Below are 16,363 nucleotides of genomic sequence, written 5' to 3' on the forward strand. Positions count from 1 at the left end.
GGAACGGCAATGTGGTATCCTGATCCCGAAACGCTTCATTCGCCTTTGCATGCCAGCCTGGCAGTTGCGATTGAGCAGGCCATACTGACGGAGAAACTCCCCGCCGGATCCCGGCTGCCGCCGCATCGCAAAATGGCAGACCGGCTTGGTTTGAGCGTTCACACCGTAAGCAAAGCCTACGACAGCCTGCGCAAGCAGAACCTGATTGACGGACAGGTTGGCCGGGGCAGCTATGTCAGCGGTCCCGGGCCACACGCGGCTCCGCAAAGGACTCCAATTGAAGAAGGGTTTGATTTCTCCACCTCCCGCCCCATCCGCAACCAAGAGCACAGCAGGCGGTTTCAGCTGTCATTGCAGAAGCTTACGGCGGAACTGACCCCCTCGGCCCTGCAGGATTGCGGTTTCAGCTCCGGGCACGGTGGCCGTCGCGCGGCAGGGGCAAAGTGGCTGGCGGCCTGCGGTCTTGCTGCCGCCCCGGAACAGATTCTGGTGACAAACGGCGGCAGCCACGGAATGTCTGTTGCTCTGTCTGCGCTGACCCGTCCCGGCGACACCGTTTTGTCAGACAGTATCACGCATAATCTGCTCGTTTCCGGTTGCTCCTATTTGGGTTTGAAACTTTCGGGACTGAAAGCGGACTCATCTGGCATTCTGCCGGATGCATTGGAGGAAGCCTGCCGGACGTCCGGCGCTAAAGTCCTGTGTTTGCTGCCATCATTGGCAAACCCGGTGCCGGTTATGATGCCCGAAGACCGGCGCAGGGAGCTGTCCCGGATTGCGGATGGCCATGATCTCTACATCATTGAAGATGATCCGCTTGGCCCTGTGGCAGAGGATCGCCCGCCGCCGGTGTCAGCGCTGGTTCCAGAGCGTTCCGTCTATATGTCTGCCCTCAGCACCTGCCTGATGCCCGGGCTGCAGGCCGGATACATGGCTGCGCCAAGCCATTTGCTCCCTTCCCTGACCGGCCGCTTGTTAAGTTTCGGAGGGGCGGGAACGCCCTTAATGCAGGAACTGGCCGGCTGCTGGGTATCGGACGGCACAGCGCTGGAGATTGCAGGCTGGCAGAGGAAAGCATTGAAAAGCCGCTACCGCATTGTTTGCGGAGTATTGAATGGCATACCCTGGACAGGGCACCCTGCAGCACTGCATCTGTGGTTGCCGCTGCCTGAGGGATGGGGTTCCGGCGATTTTCTGCAATATGCGCGCCAGATGCACATAGCCGTTACGCCTGACGTGCCTTTTCTGCCCCCGGGTACAGGTTCACCGGGCGCAGTGCGGATTTCGCTAGGCGCGGTTCAGGATGAGACCCGTTTCCGCAAAGGCCTGGAGCTGATTGCCGCCCTTTTGAAGCTGAACCCGCACAGCTTGCCGCAGCTTGCGTTTTAGCGGTTGCCCTTAGGGCCAGGCCCATTGCTTTGCGCTTGGCGGCGGGAACAAAAAAGGTCCGGTCTCATTCAGGCAGGGGGAAGACAGCGGTGCGTTTCACGGTGCCGTAGACAAAACTGGTGTCGATCGATGCAATGCCGCCAATCGGGTGAATGCGGTGGCGGATGAAATTTTCATAGGCTTCCAGGTCCGGCACCAGTACGCGCAGCTGATAGTCCATCGCCCCGGTCAGCACGTGGCATTCCAGCACCTCCTCGATCATTTGCATCCGCCGTTCGAAATTCTGGACGTCGGTTTCGTTATGCCGTTCCAGCCGGATGCGGACAAAAACCGTAATCGCCAGCCCGCAGGCCGCAGCATCCGCATCGGCGCTGTAGCCGCGGATAACCCCCTTGGCCTCCAGGTTCCGGACCCGCCGCAGGCACGGCGACGGGGACAGGCTGACCGCGTCGGCAAGTTCCTGGTTGGTCATCCGCCCGTCCTGCTGCAGGGCGCGGATGATTTGTCTGTCCTTGTTGTCCATGTTGCCCCCGCATTGGCAGTATCTGCCAATATTCACACCAATTGAAGCATAGTTCGCAATCAGTTGCCACAACATAGGGCGTATTATGGCTGAAATCAGATTGAGGAGACAGTCATGACCCGCCCCAACGGCTTTGCCACCCGCGCCATTCACCACGCCTATGACCCGCAGGACCACGAGGGTGCGTTGACGCCGCCGCTGCACCTTACCTCGACCTTTGCGTTTGAGACTGCCGAGGCGGGCGGCGAAATGTTTGCAGGAGAACGCGCAGGCCATATTTACAGCCGCATCTCAAACCCGACCTGCGATTTGCTGGAACAGCGCATCGCCACGCTGGAAGGAGCCGAGGCAGGGCTGGCGCTGGCCAGCGGCATGGGGGCGGTGACCGCGGTACTGTGGACGCTGCTGTCGCCAGGGGACGAGATCATCGTCGACAAGACGCTTTATGGCTGCACCTTTGCCTTCATGCGCCACGGGCTGGCGAAATGGGGCGTGACCATCACCCATGTGGATATGACTGACATGGAAAACCTGCGCGCGGCGGTCTCCGGCAAGACGCGGGTGGTCTACTTTGAAACGCCGGCCAATCCTAACATGCGGCTGGTGGATATCGCCGCGGCGGCGGAAATCACCCATGCCGCGGGCGCCCGGCTGGTGGTCGACAACACCTATTCCACCCCGTATCTGACCCGCCCGATTGAGCTGGGCGCCGACATCGTGCTGCATTCCGCCACCAAATACCTTGGCGGCCATGGTGATGTGGTTGCCGGGCTGGTTGCGGGCCGCGCCGAGCAGATCGCCGAAATCCGGCTGGTTGGCATGAAAGACATGACCGGTGCGGTGATGGCGCCGTTCAATGCGATGCTGGTCCTGCGCGGGCTGAAGACGCTGAACCTGCGGATGGACCGCCACTGCGCTTCGGCCAGGGTGGTGGCAGACTTCCTTGCCGCCCATCCGGCCGTCCGCACGATGCACTTCCCAGGCCTCAAAAGCTTCCCGCAGCATGACATTGCGGAACGCCAGATGGACCAGCCCGGCGCGATGATCGCCTTTGAGGTCGAAGGCGGGCTGGCCGGCGGCATCGCCTTGATGAACGGTCTGCAGATGATCCAGCGTGCGGTGTCGCTGGGCGATGCCGAGACCCTGATCCAGCACCCTGCTTCGATGACCCATTCGACCTATACGCCGGAAGAGCGCGCCGAACATGGCATCAGCGACGGGCTGATCCGGCTGTCCATCGGGCTGGAGGAGGTCGAGGACATCCTGGCGGATCTGGAACAGGCCCTGCCCGCCCCGTTGCAGCACGCCGCCGAATAAGGAGACCGCCATGCGCCCGGATCTGACCCATCTGAAGACCGTTGAACAGCGGCTGTTGTGGCTGTCGCATTGGATGATCCACAACGCCAACCACATCCGCCCCAATCCGGACGGGATCAAGGTGGGCGGGCATCAGGCCTCCTCCGCCTCGATGGTGTCAATCATGACGGCGTTGTATTTCTCGGCGTTGAAACCGCAAGACCGGGTGGCGGTGAAACCGCATGCCTCGCCCGTCTTTCATGCGATGCAGTATCTGATGGGCAATCAGACCCGCGAAAAGATGGAGAATTTCCGCGGCTTCGGCGGCGTGCAAAGCTATCCCAGCCGCACCAAGGACATTGACGATGTGGATTTCTCCACCGGGTCTGTGGGGCTGGGTGTCGGCATCACCGCGCTGGCCTCGATGGTGCAGGATTTCATCGAAGCCAAGGACTGGGGCGCGGAAACCCGGCTGGGGCGCATGGTGGCCCTGGTCGGTGATGCCGAACTGGATGAGGGCAACATCTACGAGGTACTGCAGGAGGGCTGGAAGAACGGCCTGCGCAACACCTGGTGGATCATCGACTACAACCGCCAGTCGCTGGACGGGATCGTGCGCGAAGGGCTGTTTGAGCGGATCGAGAAGATCTTTGATGCCTTCGGCTGGGACGTTGTGAAGGTCAAATACGGGGCGCTGCAGCGTGCCGCGTTTGAAGAACCGGGCGGAGAAGCCCTGCGCGCCTGGATCGACGCCTGCCCGAACCAGGAATACTCGGCGCTGACCTATATGGGCGGTGCGGTCTGGCGCCAGCGGCTGCTGGATGACTTGGGCGATCAGGGCGCGGTCACAGCGCTGATAGACCGCCGCAATGATGCGGAGCTGGCGGCGCTGATGGAGAACCTTGGCGGCAACTGCGTCGAGACCATGGCGGATGCGTTTGCTGCCATCGGCCACGACCGCCCGGTCTGTTTTCTGGCCTATACGATTAAGGGCTGGGGCACGCCGATTGCCGGCCACAAGGATAACCACGGCGGGCTGATGACCAAGGCCCAGATGGCGGACTGGCAATCCCATATGGGGGTGCCCGAAGGCCAGGAATGGGATCCTTTTGCCACCGTTGCGGATGTACCGGCGCTGCAGGCCTTTCTGGGCCAAGTGCCATTTTTTGCCCAGGGCCCGCGCCGGTATGCCGAGGCGCCGCTGGCGGTGCCATCCGTGGCCTTGGACACATCCCGCGAAATCTCGACCCAGATGGCCTTTGGCAAAATCATGGATGCGCTGGCGCGCGGGGACAGCGAACTGGCGGCACGGATCATGACCACCTCGCCGGATGTGACCGGCACCACCGGGCTGGGGCCATGGGTGAACCGGCGCAAACTGTTTGCCCGCAAGGCGCAGGCGGATGCATTCATCGAGCACCGCATTCCCTCCACCGCCAAATGGAACTTTGCCCCCGAGGGCCAGCATCTGGAGCTGGGCATTGCCGAGATGAACCTGTTCCTGCTGCTGGGCGCGGCGGGGCTGGCGCACAGCCTGTGGGGCAAGCGGGTGATCCCGGTCGGCACGGTCTATGATCCCTTTGTCTGCCGCGGTCTTGATGCGCTGAACTATGCCTGTTACCAGGACGCGCGGTTCATGATCGCGGGCACCCCATCCGGTGTGACCCTGGCGCCCGAGGGCGGCGCCCATCAATCCATCAGCACCCCGCTGATCGGGATGAGCCAGGACGGGCTGGCGGCCTTTGAACCCGCCTTTGCCGATGAGCTGGCGGTGATCATGGAATGGGCCTTTGGCTATTTGCAGCGGGATGGCAGCGGCGACCCGGATGAACGGACCTGGCTTAGGGATGAGACCGGCGGTTCGGTCTATCTGCGCCTTTCCACAAAACCGCTGGAGCAGCCGGGCAAACGCGCCGATGAGGATTTCCGCCAAGGCGCCATCGACGGTGCCTATTGGCTGCGCAAGCCCGGCCCAAATTGCTCGGTTGTGATTGCCTATCAGGGCGCGGTTGCGGATGAGGCGATTGCCGCCGCCGGCATGATCGGCGGCGTGCGGCGCGATATCGGCGTACTGGCCGTCACCTCGGCGGACCGTTTGAATGCTGGCTGGACCGCCGCCCAGCGGGAGCGCGCCCGCGGCAATCCGGCGGCGGTGTCGCATATCGAACAGTTGCTGCAGGATTTGCCTGCGCATTGCACCCTGGTCACCGTGATCGACGGCCATCCGGCAACCCTCGCCTGGCTTGGCGCCGTGGCCGGGCACAGGACGGTCCCGCACGGGGTGGAGCATTTCGGCCAGACCGGGACAATCGGGGATCTGTCCCGCCATTTCCGGATCGACCGGCAGGCAATTGTCAATTCCATTGACGGTCTTACCGCGGGCCGCAAGGCGGCGCTGATGCCGGTCAGCCACGGTTGACGCCGGTCAAACAGACCGATACCGGGCGGGTTTTTGGCTAAACCCGTCCAACCGGCCCACCGCCCTGCCTGCATCCGCCGCTAGCGGTGGTAATGCGCAAACGGCAGGCCGCTGATCCGGGTCAGGACCACCGGCGTCTGATACAGCGCTGTCAGGCTGGCGGCGCTGGCAGCCTCATCCACCGGGCCTTGAAAAGCGATCCGCCCGCCCTTCAGCGCCACAACGTGATCGGACCAGCTGATGGCATAATTGAGGTCATGCACAACGATCACAATGCCCTTGCCGCGCTTTTCGGCCAGGCGGCGCAGCTGCGACATCAGGTTGCGGGCGTGGTGCAGGTCCAGATTGTTCAACGGCTCATCCAGCAGCAGCCAGTCGGTGTCCTGGGCATAGGCCATGGCGATAAAGGCCCGCTGGCGCTGCCCGCCCGACAGCTCATCCAGGAACCGCTGCTGCAGCGGGGCAAGGCCGAACAGCTCAATCGCGTCCCCGATGGCGGCGTGATCCGCTTCCGTCAGCCGCCCCTGGCTGTGGGGCCAGCGGCCAAAGCCGATCAGATCCTTGACCCGGACCCGGCTGGCCACGGTCAGGGTCTGGGCCACAACCGCCAACTTGCGGGCCAGCTGGCCGGGGACAATCCGGGCCGCGTCTTCACCGTCCAGGCTGATGCGGCCCCGTCTGGGGACCAGTTGCTGCGCGATCAGGTTTAACAAGGTTGACTTGCCTGCGCCATTGGGGCCGATCAGGGCAGTGATCCGGCCTGCGGGGATTTCTGCATCAATCCCGTCAAGGATGGGTTTCGCGCCATAGCCATAGCTGAGGCCGGTTACTTTGATCACCGGATTTTTCCCTTTGCCAGCAAGAACATGAACAACAGGCCGCCGCAAAACTCGATGACAACGGCCAGGGTGGATTGCAGCATCAGGATGCGCTCGAACACGGTCTGGCCCGCCACCAGGATCAGCGTGGAAATCAGCGCCGCCGCCGGCAGCAGCAGCGCATGGCGGTGGGTCCGCATCAGGCTGTGCGCCAGGCTGGTTACCAGCAGCCCCAGAAAGGCAACCGGCCCCGCCAGCGCCGTCGACACCGAAACCAGTGCGGCAATGATGCAGAGCACCTTCAGCTGCAACCGGTCATGACCCACTCCCAGACTGCGTGCCGTGTCCCGGCCTAGGGCGGCCACATCCAGAACCGCGTGATTGCGCCAAACCCACCAAAAGGCCAGCATCATCAGCCCCAGGGCCATTACCATGGCCTCGCGGTCGAAACTGCCAAACTGCGCGAACATCCTGGCCTGCACGACTGAAAATTCGGACGGATCCATCAGCCGCTGGAGAAAGACCGTAATGGTCCGGAACATCAGCCCCAGAACCACGCCGGTCAGCACCATCAGCTGAATGTCGTGGCGGGTGCGGTGCAGCACGCTGGTGAACAGGACCAGCGCCACGCCCATCATGACGGCGGCGTCCAGCAGGAATCCGGCAAGGGCCGGGATCTGGCTGCTGCCGGCAATCCCCAAACCTGCAACCAGCCCGGTCTGCAGCAGCAGGAACAGCGCGTCGAACCCCATGAAGGCGGGAGTCAGAATGCGGTTGCGGCTGATCGTCTGCAACAGCACCGTTGCCACCCCGACGGCGGCCCCAACCGACAGCAGCCCCGCCAGCTTGACAAGCCGCAATTCCAGGATATAGGCCACCGGCCCGCGCAGGCCCCAGAACAGGAACAGCGCGGCCGCCGCTGCCAGCAGACAGCTCAGGCCCAGGATCCGCCGGTTAGCCATGCGCCCGCCGCCCTAGCAGCATATACAGAAACACTGCAGCGCCGAAGATGCCGAAAACAGTGCCGGCTGGGATCTCATACGGGTAACGCAGCAGCCGCCCCAGGATATCGCACAGCAGCAGCAGCCCCGCCCCGGTTCCGGCCACCACCGGCAGGCTGGCGCGCAGGTTGTCACCCATGATGCGTGAAACCAGATTGGGCACCACCAGCCCGATGAAGGGCAGCATCCCGACGGTCACGATCACCAGCGCCGACACCAGCGATACGGTAACAATACCGAACCCCAGCACCTGCCCGTAGCGCAGCCCAAGGTTCAGGCTGACATTCCGGCCCAGCCCCGCAATGGTGAACTGATCGGCGGCAAAATAGGACAGCACCGCCAGCCCGCCCGCCAGCCACAGCAGTTCATACCGTCCCGCCAGCACGCCGGAAAACTCGCCGCTCATCCAAATGCCAAGATATTGCAGCAGGTCGGTTTGAATGGCGATGAAGGTTGCGCATGCCGTCAGCACCCCGCCGTAAACCAACCCGGCCAGCGGGATCAGCAATGGCCGCTCGGGCGGAATGCGGCGGGCCAGCAGGATGAACAGGGCGGTGCCCGCCAAGGCCGCAGCCGAGGCTGCCAGCATCTTGCCGAACAGGGACATCGAGGGCGCCAGCAGCGTCACCGCCAGCAGTCCCAGCATGGCGGCTTCATTGGTGCCGGTGGTGCCGGGCTCGACGAATTTATTGCGCACCAGCAGTTGCATGATCACACCCGCCACCGCCATCGACGCGCCGGTCAGCAGTACCGCAGCGGTGCGGGGAATACGGCTGACCGCCAGCAGCTGCAACGCCTGCGGATCGCTCAGCACTGCCCCCGGGCTCAGCCGGTTGACCCCCACAAACAGGCTGACGGCAGCGAGCAGACCCAACGCCAGCCCCATCAGAACCAGAGTTTTCCGGCCCCCGGCGCCGCGGCTATCCAGGGCGGCAGGATCAGCCACCAGCTGCAAACCCCGCCAGAACCTCCTCCAGCGCCGCCGTCATTGACTGGATGCCGCCGCCCGCAATATAGACGTTGGCCGCATTCAGATAGACCACCTGCTGCCGGCGCCAGGCTGTGGTGCCCGCAACCAGCGCATTGTCCAGGGTGACCGCGGCTGCCTGATTGCCCTGGCCAATCGCTGCGGCACGGTCGATGACAATCAGCCAGTCCGGGTTGGCCGCGGCGATGAACTCAAAGGAAACAGCCTCGCCGTGGGTCTGTGCTGCGACGCTTTCCACCGCCTCCGGCAGGTCCAGTGCGGTGTGCAGCCAGCCGAACCGTGACCCGGCACCATAGACAGACACTTTGGGGCCGTTGGTCATTAGGATCATTGCATTGCCGCGGCCACCAACGGCGGTGCGGGTGTGTTCCAGTTTGGCGGTGAAGGCCGCTTCCAGATCCGCCGCCCGCGCCTCCTGCCCGGTCAGGCGGCCATAGCTGCGCAGCCGCGCCAGCGATTGGGCAACGTGGTCTTCGCCCCATATTGTCATGTCGATGGCCGGTGCGATCCCGGCCAGCGCCTCAACCTGCACCGAGGACCGCCCGCCCGCCCGCCACGATCAGATCAGGCGCCAGCATGGCAATGGCTTCAAAATCCGGTTCAAACAGGGTGCCCACCGGCACGGCCCTGTCCTGCAGATCCTGCAGGTAGCTGACATACAGTTTGGACGGGACACCGGCGATTGGCACCTGCAGGGCCTCTAATGTGTCCGCCGCCGCGGCATCCAGAACGACGATTTTCTGTGGAATTCCAGGCAGCTCGACCGCGCCGCGCGCGGTGTCAACGGCAATGCTTTGCGCCTGCGCTGCACCGGCCAGGGCAACAGCAATTGATGCAGCCGCTGGAATTGCTCCCTATCAGGCCCCAGCCTTTGCAAGGCCAGCCAGGATTTGACCCAAGCTAACAGCTCTTAGAACACGGGTTTATCATGGCACGAACTTCCAACATCCGCCTGTCAGGGCTGCTGTGCAGCACCGCTCTGACTCTTATCTCTGCCCCCGCCGCCTTTGCTGCGGACGACGAGGTCCTGTCGCTGGATCCGATCATCGTCAAACAGCGCGATCCCGCAGGCAACGCCGCCGACCGCGCAACATCGATCTATGTGGCCGACGCCGAGATCGAACGCGCCGCGATGGGCGACCTCAAGGATCTCTTTGCCGGAATCGCCTCGGTCTCGGTCGGCGGCGGCATTCCGATTGCGCAGAAAATCTTTGTCAACGGCGTCGACATGCTGAACCTTGCGGTGCAGGTGGACGGCGTCAGCCAGAACAACCGCACCTTCCACCACGTCAGCGCCAACGCCTTTGACCCTGGCCTGATGAAATCGGTGCGCGTCGATCCCGGCGTTGCCCCTGCTGACGCAGGCCCCCGCGCGCTGGCGGGCCGGGTGGTGATGGAAACCATCGACGCCGAAGACATTATCGAAGACGGCGAGACCTTCGGCGGCCGGTCCCGCCTGTCCTATTCCAGCAATGGCAGCACCGCCCAGGGTTCGCTGACCCTGGCAGGCCGCAGCGGCGGTTTTGAAATCCTTGGCTATGCCAAACGCGCAACCGGCGACAATTACGAGGACGGCGACGGCAACGAGGTGACAGGTTCTGCGGCAAACCTGACTGCGGGCCTGTTGAAATTCGCCTATGAGGGTGATCAGGGCGACCGGATCGAGCTGTCGCTGCAAGAGGCGCAGGATAACGAAATCCGCAACTTCCAGCCCAACTTCGGTTCCAGCACCCGCGGCTTTGCCCCCTATTTCACCAAACGCCGCATTGCCTCGCTGCGCTATGAAAGCGGGAATGAAACCGGTCTCTGGGACCCGTCTGCGACCTTTGGTTTCTCTGAAATCAACGTTGACCGCCCGTCGGACCCGTTCGGCGATTCAACATCCACCAGCTCCAGCACCTACGCGCTGACGCTGAAAAACGATTTTCACCTGTCGGACAGCAACACCATCACGGCCGGCGTGGATTATCAGGTCCGCGAAAGCACGGTGAATGCTACCTGGGTCAACGGGCTGACCGGCGAGGAAAGCAAGAACCTGGGCGTCTTTGCCCAGGCTCGGCTTGAACCCACCGACCGCCTTAGCGTTTCTGCCGGCCTGCGCTATGACTGGCAGGATTTCACTGGCCAGGATTTCGCCCAGACCGGCACCGCCTTCACCGGCTCCACCTCCGGCGCAAGCGGAAACCTGTCGCTGGTCTATGACCTGACCGGCTCCCTGTCACTGCGAGCGGGATACTCCAACGTCTTTGGCGGTTATGATCTCGAGGACAACTTCTTGTTCTACCAGGCCCGGGACTATTCTGTCCTGCAGTCCTCCCGCGCAAAAAACATCATCGTCGCCGCCGACTGGCAGCGCGGCAACTGGACCCTGGGCGGCGAGCTGTTCAAGACCAGCATCGGCAACCTCCGCGGTGTTACCCGGACCGGTGCTGTCGTCGGCAACGACTTTGAAAGCAAAGGCTTCAATCTGGCCGCCACCTATGGCTGGGACAGCGGCTTTGCCCGCTTCACCATGAACAGCAGCGACATCGAATTCAACGGCCAGCCGGCCGAGAGCTTCTTTGTCGTCGATTCGGGCACCCCGATCGGCAAAGTGCTGGCGTTTGAGGTGCAGCAGGAAATCCCAACCATGAACCTGCTGGTCGGCGGCAGCGTCGAGGCCGCCTTGTCCAACGACAATGGCGTCTATGAAACTTACACTCAAAAGCAGGAAAGCTATCAGGTTCTGAACCTCTTTGCCGAATACAGCCCGCCGTCCCTTGGCAATGTCACCATCCGGGCGGCCATCGATAACGTGTTCGACACGCAGTACGCCGACCGCGCGACCTATGGCACCGAATACACTGCCGCATCGATCAACACGATCAAGGAGCCGGGCCGCAATATCTCGGTTGTTGCCACGCTCAAGTTCTGATCCGCTCGGGGGCGCCTGTCTTGGCGCCCCCGTTTCGGATTATTGCCATGCGCGGTCTTCTGCCGGATACTGTAAACCCTTCGTATTTTTGGAAAACCCGCTTCCCCGCCCACCGGAATCCGATTAATGAGAGTGGTGTGAATTCAACGTCACACCAGGCATCGCGCTGTCCGCCGGTGCCGCTCAGCAGCCAGCTATCCCGCCAGTTCACGTCGAAACAGACCCGGTTGACCTGAATGCTTTGCACATCTGAACGCCCGCGATCCCGGTAAGCTGCCAGAGTTCCTGCGCGGCGTCTTCAACAGCAACGCCGAAATCTAAAAGGTCCTGCGCCGCAAGGCCGGCACGCCCGGCCCGGACAGCTTTCTGACAGCTGAGCAGGCGCTTTCCTACGGCCACTGGCTGCACCCCACTCCCAAAAGCCACGACGGGCTGACCGGCTGGCAGCAGGCGGCATACGCTCCCGAATACGCAAGCCGGTTTCCGCTCACCTTCTTTGCTGCCGACAAGAGCATCGTCTCGAAGGGCGCCGCACAAGGGGCCGCCACGGACATGGTCCATCAGATCCCCGGCATCACCGGGGCGTTTCAGCAGAACAGCCTGTTGGACCTCAGTACCGGCCTGCCGTCCTACGCCTATTTCCGTGACAATCAGGGCTATTTCATCACCCGCGACGCCCTTCCCAGCCTCAGCGCGCTGGAGCCGTCGCTGGCGGGCCAACCAGCGCTGGTCTGCCCGCGCGGCCACATCAACGAACGATTGGCCTATTACCTGGTGGTGAACCAGATCTTTGCGGTGATCCACCGTCTGGGCTGCGACGGGCTGACCCAGGAAACCGCACTGCTCTTGCAGCTGCACCGCCGTCTGACTGCCGCAGCCAGCCGGATTACCGGTGCTGCGGCAGAGTTTGCCCGCTACTTGCTGACCGCTCCGTCGCTGGCCGCCAAAGCCAACCTGCTGACCCGCGTCCACAATATTGACGCGCTGGAGGCCGCCGCGCAGGAGGGGATGTTCCTGCAGATGCGGAACCCCATCGCGGCAGCCCAGCCGCAGCCCGCGCCGGAGCTTGCCGATGTCCCTGCATGAGCCATTGAACCGCGCCAGCGCTGCCCCCAGTGTGCTGCGCCAGTTGTGCGAGGCGCTCTTGTGCGAGGGCGGCAGCAATTGGCGCCCCGCTATGACCGAGGACGTCCTGACAGCAGTGGCGGACCCCTCTCCCGCAATGGAGATTCTGCGCACCGACTTCTGCCACACCGAACACCTCAGCGATCTGACTGCGCTGCATGTTCCGGCGGCAGCCCGGCGGCACTGGCTAAGTATCTCAGCATTGGAAACCGCCCTGCACGAAGGCCACCCCTATCACCCCTGCTACAAGGCCCGCAGCGGGTTTTCGGACGCCGACCATCTCGCCTACGGACCAGAGGGCGGCGCAACCTTCCGCGCTGACCGGCGTACTGTTCCTCCATGATTTGGTGCAGCAGGTGCTGCCCTGCAAAAACTTCTGGGAACAGGAGCTGGGCCGGGACGAACGCCGACACCCCCGCCCGCGCCCATGTGAAAACCGCGATGATGATGCGCAACACCCCTGCCCTGCGCACCCTCGTGCCGGAATCGGTCGCCATCGCCCCGCCATATCCGGGTGGCTGGCGGATGTGCTGGACAGCGCCCCGTTGTTCACCAGCCGCTACCCGCTGACCTTCCTGCCGGAACACGCCGCCATCACCGCGGGCCGCGGCACTGCGCTCGACGGGCATCTGGCCGCGATCTGGCGCCGCAGCCCGCAGTCCCTCGGCTTGCCCGAAGACAGCATGATGCCGATGAACGGCCTCGCGCTGACCGAACCCGGCGGCACGCCCCTGATCGCCCCCTGGGATCGAGGCACACGGCCAGAACCTGATCCTGCAGTATGAAAACGGCTGGCCCACCGGCCTGATCGCCCGCGATTTCCACGAAAGCCTCGAATACGTGCAAGAGTTGCTGCCGCGCCCTGACCTCTGCCCGGATCTGTCGCAAATCGGCCCGGTATATGCGGCCCCAGCACTGGACCAATGCCACCGGATGTCCAGCCCCGAGGAACTGCGCTGGCTGGTGATGGACACGCTGTTTGTCTTCAACCTCTCCGACCTCTCCGACCTGCTGCAGCGCCGCTACGGCCTGGCAGAGACCGCTTTCTGGCGCCGGGTGCGCACCCGGCTGGATTGCTATGCGTCCGAGCACGGGATGCAGGACAGGCATCCCGCCGGAAACCGCCCGTGAAATGGCCCAGGCGGCGGGCTGCGATGTGATGCTCAGCGACGGGCTGAAGCAAACCGAGCTGCCGCAAGACCAGGACTCCCCGCGCAGGGGTGTTCTGGTGCAGATGAGTTCGGGCACCACCGGTGCGGCCAAGGTGATCACCCGCACATGGGAGGAAATCGCGACTGATGTCGAAAGCTACGCCGCCTTCTTCACCGCCAGCGCCGCGATGACGCCAGTGATCGCCTGCCCCGTTACCCATTCCTACGGGCTGATTGCCGGCGTCTTCGTGGTGCTGCACCGCGGCCATGTGCTGGTGGTGCTCGACAGCCTGAACCCGAAATACATCCTGCGCCGCCTGCGCGAGACGGATCAGCCGCTGCTCTACACCTCGCCTGCGATGCTGCACACGCTGGCGCGGCTTCTGCCCAAGGATCAGATGCTGCACGCGGCCAACACCTCGGGCACCGTGCTGCCAGAGGCCTGGTTCCAGCTGATCCGCGCCCGCTCCACCCATCTGTTCCAGCAATACGGCTGCTCCGAGGCTGGATGTGTTGCCATCAACCCCGACCTGCAGTCCCCCTATGACGTCGGCCGCCCGTTGCCGCACGTTACCCTTACTGCAGGCCGCAACGGCACCCCGGATGCAGTGCGTATCAACGTGGCCGGACGTTCAATCGACACCGGCGACCTCGGCCACCTGAATGATACCGGCATGCTGGTCTTTACCGCCCGCGCCGATGACATGATCAATGTGGCGGGCCTAAACGTTTACCCGCAGGACATTGAAAAGGTGGTAATGGCGCTGCCCGGCGTATCCGATGCCGTCGCCTTCCGCATCTCCGATCCGCACAGCGGCGCTCGCGCCGGGCTGCTCTATTCAGGCACCGAAACCGAAGAAACCATCCGCCAGGCCTGCCGCGCGGCACTTGCCGGCTTTCAGCGGCCCGCCCTGATTCAGCATCTGCCCGCCCTGCCCCGCCAGGCCAACGGCAAGATCAGCCGCCGCGAGATCGCCGCAGAGTTCACACCGGAGAGTGCAGACGCATGACCTACGACCATGTCCTTGAGGCCATCCGCCAGACCCTCGCCGGACCGCTCGCCAACCCGCATATGCAGAACTTCAGCGCGCAAGCCATGCTGAACGACGACCTGCACATCGACTCGGTGATCCTCATCAATCTGATGCTGCATCTGGAGACGGACCATGGCGTTGAGATGCCCGAACGCGAGCCGTCCAAAGACGATTTCACCACCGTCGACGGCCTGATCCGCATGCTGCTGGGCGCGACTCCCGCGCCTGAGCCGGATACCGCCCCCGCCCCCAGCGAAATCACCGTGCATTGCTTTGTCAGCTGCCTCTGCGCCGCCATTCGACGGCATGAGTATCTGAATTTCCGCCCCTTCTACTTTGGCACCTGCGACAGCAGCTTTGCCGTCACACCCGCGATGCAGCTCGCCTACCACAGCGAAGAAATCACCCAGGATCTGTACGCGGGCTGGGTCGAACGGCTCTACAATATCCCGGTACGCGAATGGTACGACCACGGACAGACCAAGGAGCAGAACCTGATCCGTTTCGAACAGCTGCTCTCGACCAAATCAGACGATGAGCAGCTGGTGGTTTTCCTCGACATGTTCCACCTGCCGGAGCGCGAGAACAAGTACAACCAGAACCCCTTCCCGCATTATGCCATCATTGAGCTGACAGATGATCCGGACCTCTGGCACCTCTATGACCCGGACTACCGCTGGCGCGGTGACCTGCCGCGCGAGGCGATCCTGAATGCGATGGCGCAGCCCACCGTCGCGGGCGGCTACACCTTGCACAGCGGCCATGCGCAGGTGCCGCAGCTGCAGGACCTGGCCGCCTATTTTACCGGGACCTTCCGCGCGGATGACAATGTGCTGACCTCCGCCCTGCGGCGGATCTTCAGCTATCACTGCAATCCCGCCCGCCCTCTGGCGCTGGCCGCCCGCATCGCCCATACAGGCGACCGTGCCCTGATCCCCGACCTATTCGCGGCGCTGGATGCGCTGGACCAGCTTGAATTCACCATCAAAAGGGGCGCTCAAGGCCCAGTTCGGCATCTGGTGCGCCATCAACCTGCCAGCGCAGGCCACTCTTCAGGCCAGTTCCCCGGCCAGCCCCTAGTCGCAGGAGGTTCCGGAATGAAAATCTCGCTTTGCACCATTTCCTTCCGCCACCAGCTGATCGGGCTCAAGGACATTGCCTACTGGGCCCGCGACAACGGCTTTCAGGGTATCGAATTATGGGCCATTCACGCGCGCAACCAATCACCGCTGGCCATCCACAACGATCAGTGGATGGCGGCGCAGGGGTTGTCGGTGCCGATGATCAGCGACTACCTGCCGCTGCATGATCCGGATCTGCTGCGCAGCCGCACCCTGGCGCTTTGTGCCCAGGCCCGGACCTGGGGGGCTGGCAAGATGCGCACCTTTGCAGGCCGGCAAGCCAGCGCTGCGGCCACCCCGGACGAGCGCCGCCAGACCATCCGCGCCCTGCGCGACGCCTGCATCATCGCGGCCGCCCACGGGCTGCGGCTTTTGGTCGAAACCCACCCCGGTTCCCTGGCCGATACGCTGGCCAGCACCGGCCATCAGATCAACCAAGGGTCTGTTCCGGTAAGGGGCCGAACAGTACGACAAGACCCGAAATTTCAGGAGTGATATCCGAAGCAAGCAGCAGCCAACCACCTAACGTTTGGCTGCTGCCTCGCGGCTTTCCCCCGCTACGCTCAATCAGCTAGCACAACATT

Annotated in this window: 14 protein-coding genes and 2 pseudogenes; 11 read left to right on the forward strand and 5 right to left on the reverse strand. The window is 63.3% G+C overall.

Translation table 11 applies throughout. The annotated features are described in order from the left end of the window. Positions 1-9: 9 nt before the first annotated feature. Positions 10-1,389 carry a PLP-dependent aminotransferase family protein gene (locus tag K3555_RS21880; RefSeq protein WP_260008815.1) on the forward strand — a complete coding sequence of 460 codons (1,380 nt, stop codon included), beginning with the start codon at positions 10-12 and terminating at the stop codon, positions 1,387-1,389. A 64-nt stretch (positions 1,390-1,453) separates the two neighbouring features. On the opposite strand, the gene K3555_RS21885 is transcribed toward K3555_RS21880, so the two are convergent. Further along, positions 1,454-1,912 carry an Lrp/AsnC family transcriptional regulator gene (locus K3555_RS21885; protein WP_260008816.1) on the reverse strand — a complete coding sequence of 153 codons (459 nt, stop codon included), beginning with the start codon at positions 1,910-1,912 and terminating at the stop codon, positions 1,454-1,456. A 114-nt stretch (positions 1,913-2,026) separates the two neighbouring features. Here K3555_RS21885 and K3555_RS21890 point away from each other — a divergent pair, with 114 nt between their 5' ends. Together K3555_RS21890 and K3555_RS21895 are read left to right on the forward strand one after the other, a co-directional pair. Next, positions 2,027-3,229: a methionine gamma-lyase gene (locus K3555_RS21890; protein WP_260008817.1), complete on the forward strand. Its 1,203-nt coding sequence runs from the start codon at positions 2,027-2,029 to the stop codon at positions 3,227-3,229. Positions 3,230-3,239: 10 nt separating this feature from the next. After that, positions 3,240-5,627, forward strand: coding sequence for a transketolase (locus K3555_RS21895; protein ID WP_260008818.1), 2,388 nt, complete (start codon positions 3,240-3,242; stop codon positions 5,625-5,627). Between the two features lie 80 nt (positions 5,628-5,707). Here K3555_RS21895 and K3555_RS21900 read toward each other — a convergent pair whose 3' ends face one another. The 4 genes and pseudogenes from K3555_RS21900 to K3555_RS25060 all read right to left on the reverse strand — a co-directional run bounded on the left by K3555_RS21900 (position 5,708) and on the right by K3555_RS25060 (position 9,282). Next, on the reverse strand, positions 5,708-6,466 hold the full coding sequence (locus K3555_RS21900) for an ABC transporter ATP-binding protein (protein ID WP_260008819.1): 759 nt from the start codon (positions 6,464-6,466) through the stop codon (positions 5,708-5,710). Next, entirely contained in the window at positions 6,463-7,407 is a 945-nt protein-coding gene (locus tag K3555_RS21905; protein ID WP_260008820.1) for an iron chelate uptake ABC transporter family permease subunit, read from the reverse strand. The genes K3555_RS21900 and K3555_RS21905 overlap by 4 nt, the downstream gene beginning before the upstream one ends. Continuing rightward, a complete protein-coding gene (locus tag K3555_RS21910) occupies positions 7,400-8,332 on the reverse strand; it encodes an ABC transporter permease (RefSeq protein WP_260008854.1) in 933 nt (310 codons plus the stop codon). The genes K3555_RS21905 and K3555_RS21910 overlap by 8 nt, the downstream gene beginning before the upstream one ends. Positions 8,333-8,384: 52 nt before the next feature. Beyond that, positions 8,385-9,282 (reverse strand): annotated as a pseudogene (locus K3555_RS25060) (siderophore ABC transporter substrate-binding protein). An 80-nt stretch (positions 9,283-9,362) separates the two neighbouring features. Here K3555_RS25060 and K3555_RS21920 point away from each other — a divergent pair. From K3555_RS21920 to K3555_RS21950, 8 genes and pseudogenes are all read left to right on the forward strand, one after another. After that, complete coding sequence (locus tag K3555_RS21920) at positions 9,363-11,348, forward strand: TonB-dependent siderophore receptor (protein ID WP_260008821.1); 1,986 nt, start codon at positions 9,363-9,365, stop codon at positions 11,346-11,348. 402 nt (positions 11,349-11,750) lie between these two features. Next, positions 11,751-11,843 (forward strand): annotated as a pseudogene (locus K3555_RS25065) (IucA/IucC family protein); the annotation flags it as partial. Between the two features lie 57 nt (positions 11,844-11,900). Further along, entirely contained in the window at positions 11,901-12,434 is a 534-nt protein-coding gene (locus K3555_RS21925) for a ferric iron reductase (RefSeq protein WP_260008822.1), read from the forward strand. Next, complete coding sequence (locus K3555_RS21930; protein WP_260008823.1) at positions 12,421-12,816, forward strand: IucA/IucC family protein; 396 nt, start codon at positions 12,421-12,423, stop codon at positions 12,814-12,816. The genes K3555_RS21925 and K3555_RS21930 overlap by 14 nt, the downstream gene beginning before the upstream one ends. 184 nt (positions 12,817-13,000) lie before the next feature. Further along, complete coding sequence (locus K3555_RS21935) at positions 13,001-13,258, forward strand: IucA/IucC family protein (RefSeq protein WP_260008825.1); 258 nt, start codon at positions 13,001-13,003, stop codon at positions 13,256-13,258. Positions 13,259-13,280: 22 nt separating this feature from the next. Next, positions 13,281-13,604, forward strand: coding sequence for a ferric iron reductase (locus K3555_RS21940; RefSeq protein ID WP_260008855.1), 324 nt, complete (start codon positions 13,281-13,283; stop codon positions 13,602-13,604). A 1-nt stretch (position 13,605) separates the two neighbouring features. Beyond that, complete coding sequence (locus K3555_RS21945; protein ID WP_260008827.1) at positions 13,606-14,634, forward strand: AMP-binding protein; 1,029 nt, start codon at positions 13,606-13,608, stop codon at positions 14,632-14,634. Beyond that, the gene (locus K3555_RS21950) at positions 14,631-16,274 is read left to right on the forward strand and encodes a DUF6005 family protein (protein ID WP_260008828.1); all 1,644 of its coding nucleotides are present in this window, start codon (positions 14,631-14,633) and stop codon (positions 16,272-16,274) included. Before K3555_RS21945 ends, K3555_RS21950 begins: the two co-directional genes overlap by 4 nt. Positions 16,275-16,363: the final 89 nt, after the last annotated feature.

Source organism: Leisingera sp. M527 (genome assembly GCF_025141525.1).
Taxonomy (GTDB): Bacteria; Pseudomonadota; Alphaproteobacteria; order Rhodobacterales; family Rhodobacteraceae; genus Leisingera.

What these genes read in the sequence shown, in the direction of transcription:
- K3555_RS21925 (WP_260008822.1), top strand. Translation starts at nt 11,901, where the DNA reads ATGGTCCATCAGATCCCCGGCATCACCGGGGCGTTTCAGCAGAACAGC.
- K3555_RS21910 (WP_260008854.1), bottom strand. Translation starts at nt 8,332, where the DNA reads ATGGGGCTGGCGTTGGGTCTGCTCGCTGCCGTCAGCCTGTTTGTGGGG.
- K3555_RS21880 (WP_260008815.1), top strand. Translation starts at nt 10, where the DNA reads ATGTGGTATCCTGATCCCGAAACGCTTCATTCGCCTTTGCATGCCAGC.
- K3555_RS21890 (WP_260008817.1), top strand. Translation starts at nt 2,027, where the DNA reads ATGACCCGCCCCAACGGCTTTGCCACCCGCGCCATTCACCACGCCTAT.
- K3555_RS21950 (WP_260008828.1), top strand. Translation starts at nt 14,631, where the DNA reads ATGACCTACGACCATGTCCTTGAGGCCATCCGCCAGACCCTCGCCGGA.
- K3555_RS21945 (WP_260008827.1), top strand. Translation starts at nt 13,606, where the DNA reads ATGGCCCAGGCGGCGGGCTGCGATGTGATGCTCAGCGACGGGCTGAAG.
- K3555_RS21905 (WP_260008820.1), bottom strand. Translation starts at nt 7,407, where the DNA reads ATGGCTAACCGGCGGATCCTGGGCCTGAGCTGTCTGCTGGCAGCGGCG.
- K3555_RS21885 (WP_260008816.1), bottom strand. Translation starts at nt 1,912, where the DNA reads ATGGACAACAAGGACAGACAAATCATCCGCGCCCTGCAGCAGGACGGG.
- K3555_RS21895 (WP_260008818.1), top strand. Translation starts at nt 3,240, where the DNA reads ATGCGCCCGGATCTGACCCATCTGAAGACCGTTGAACAGCGGCTGTTG.
- K3555_RS21930 (WP_260008823.1), top strand. Translation starts at nt 12,421, where the DNA reads ATGTCCCTGCATGAGCCATTGAACCGCGCCAGCGCTGCCCCCAGTGTG.
- K3555_RS21920 (WP_260008821.1), top strand. Translation starts at nt 9,363, where the DNA reads ATGGCACGAACTTCCAACATCCGCCTGTCAGGGCTGCTGTGCAGCACC.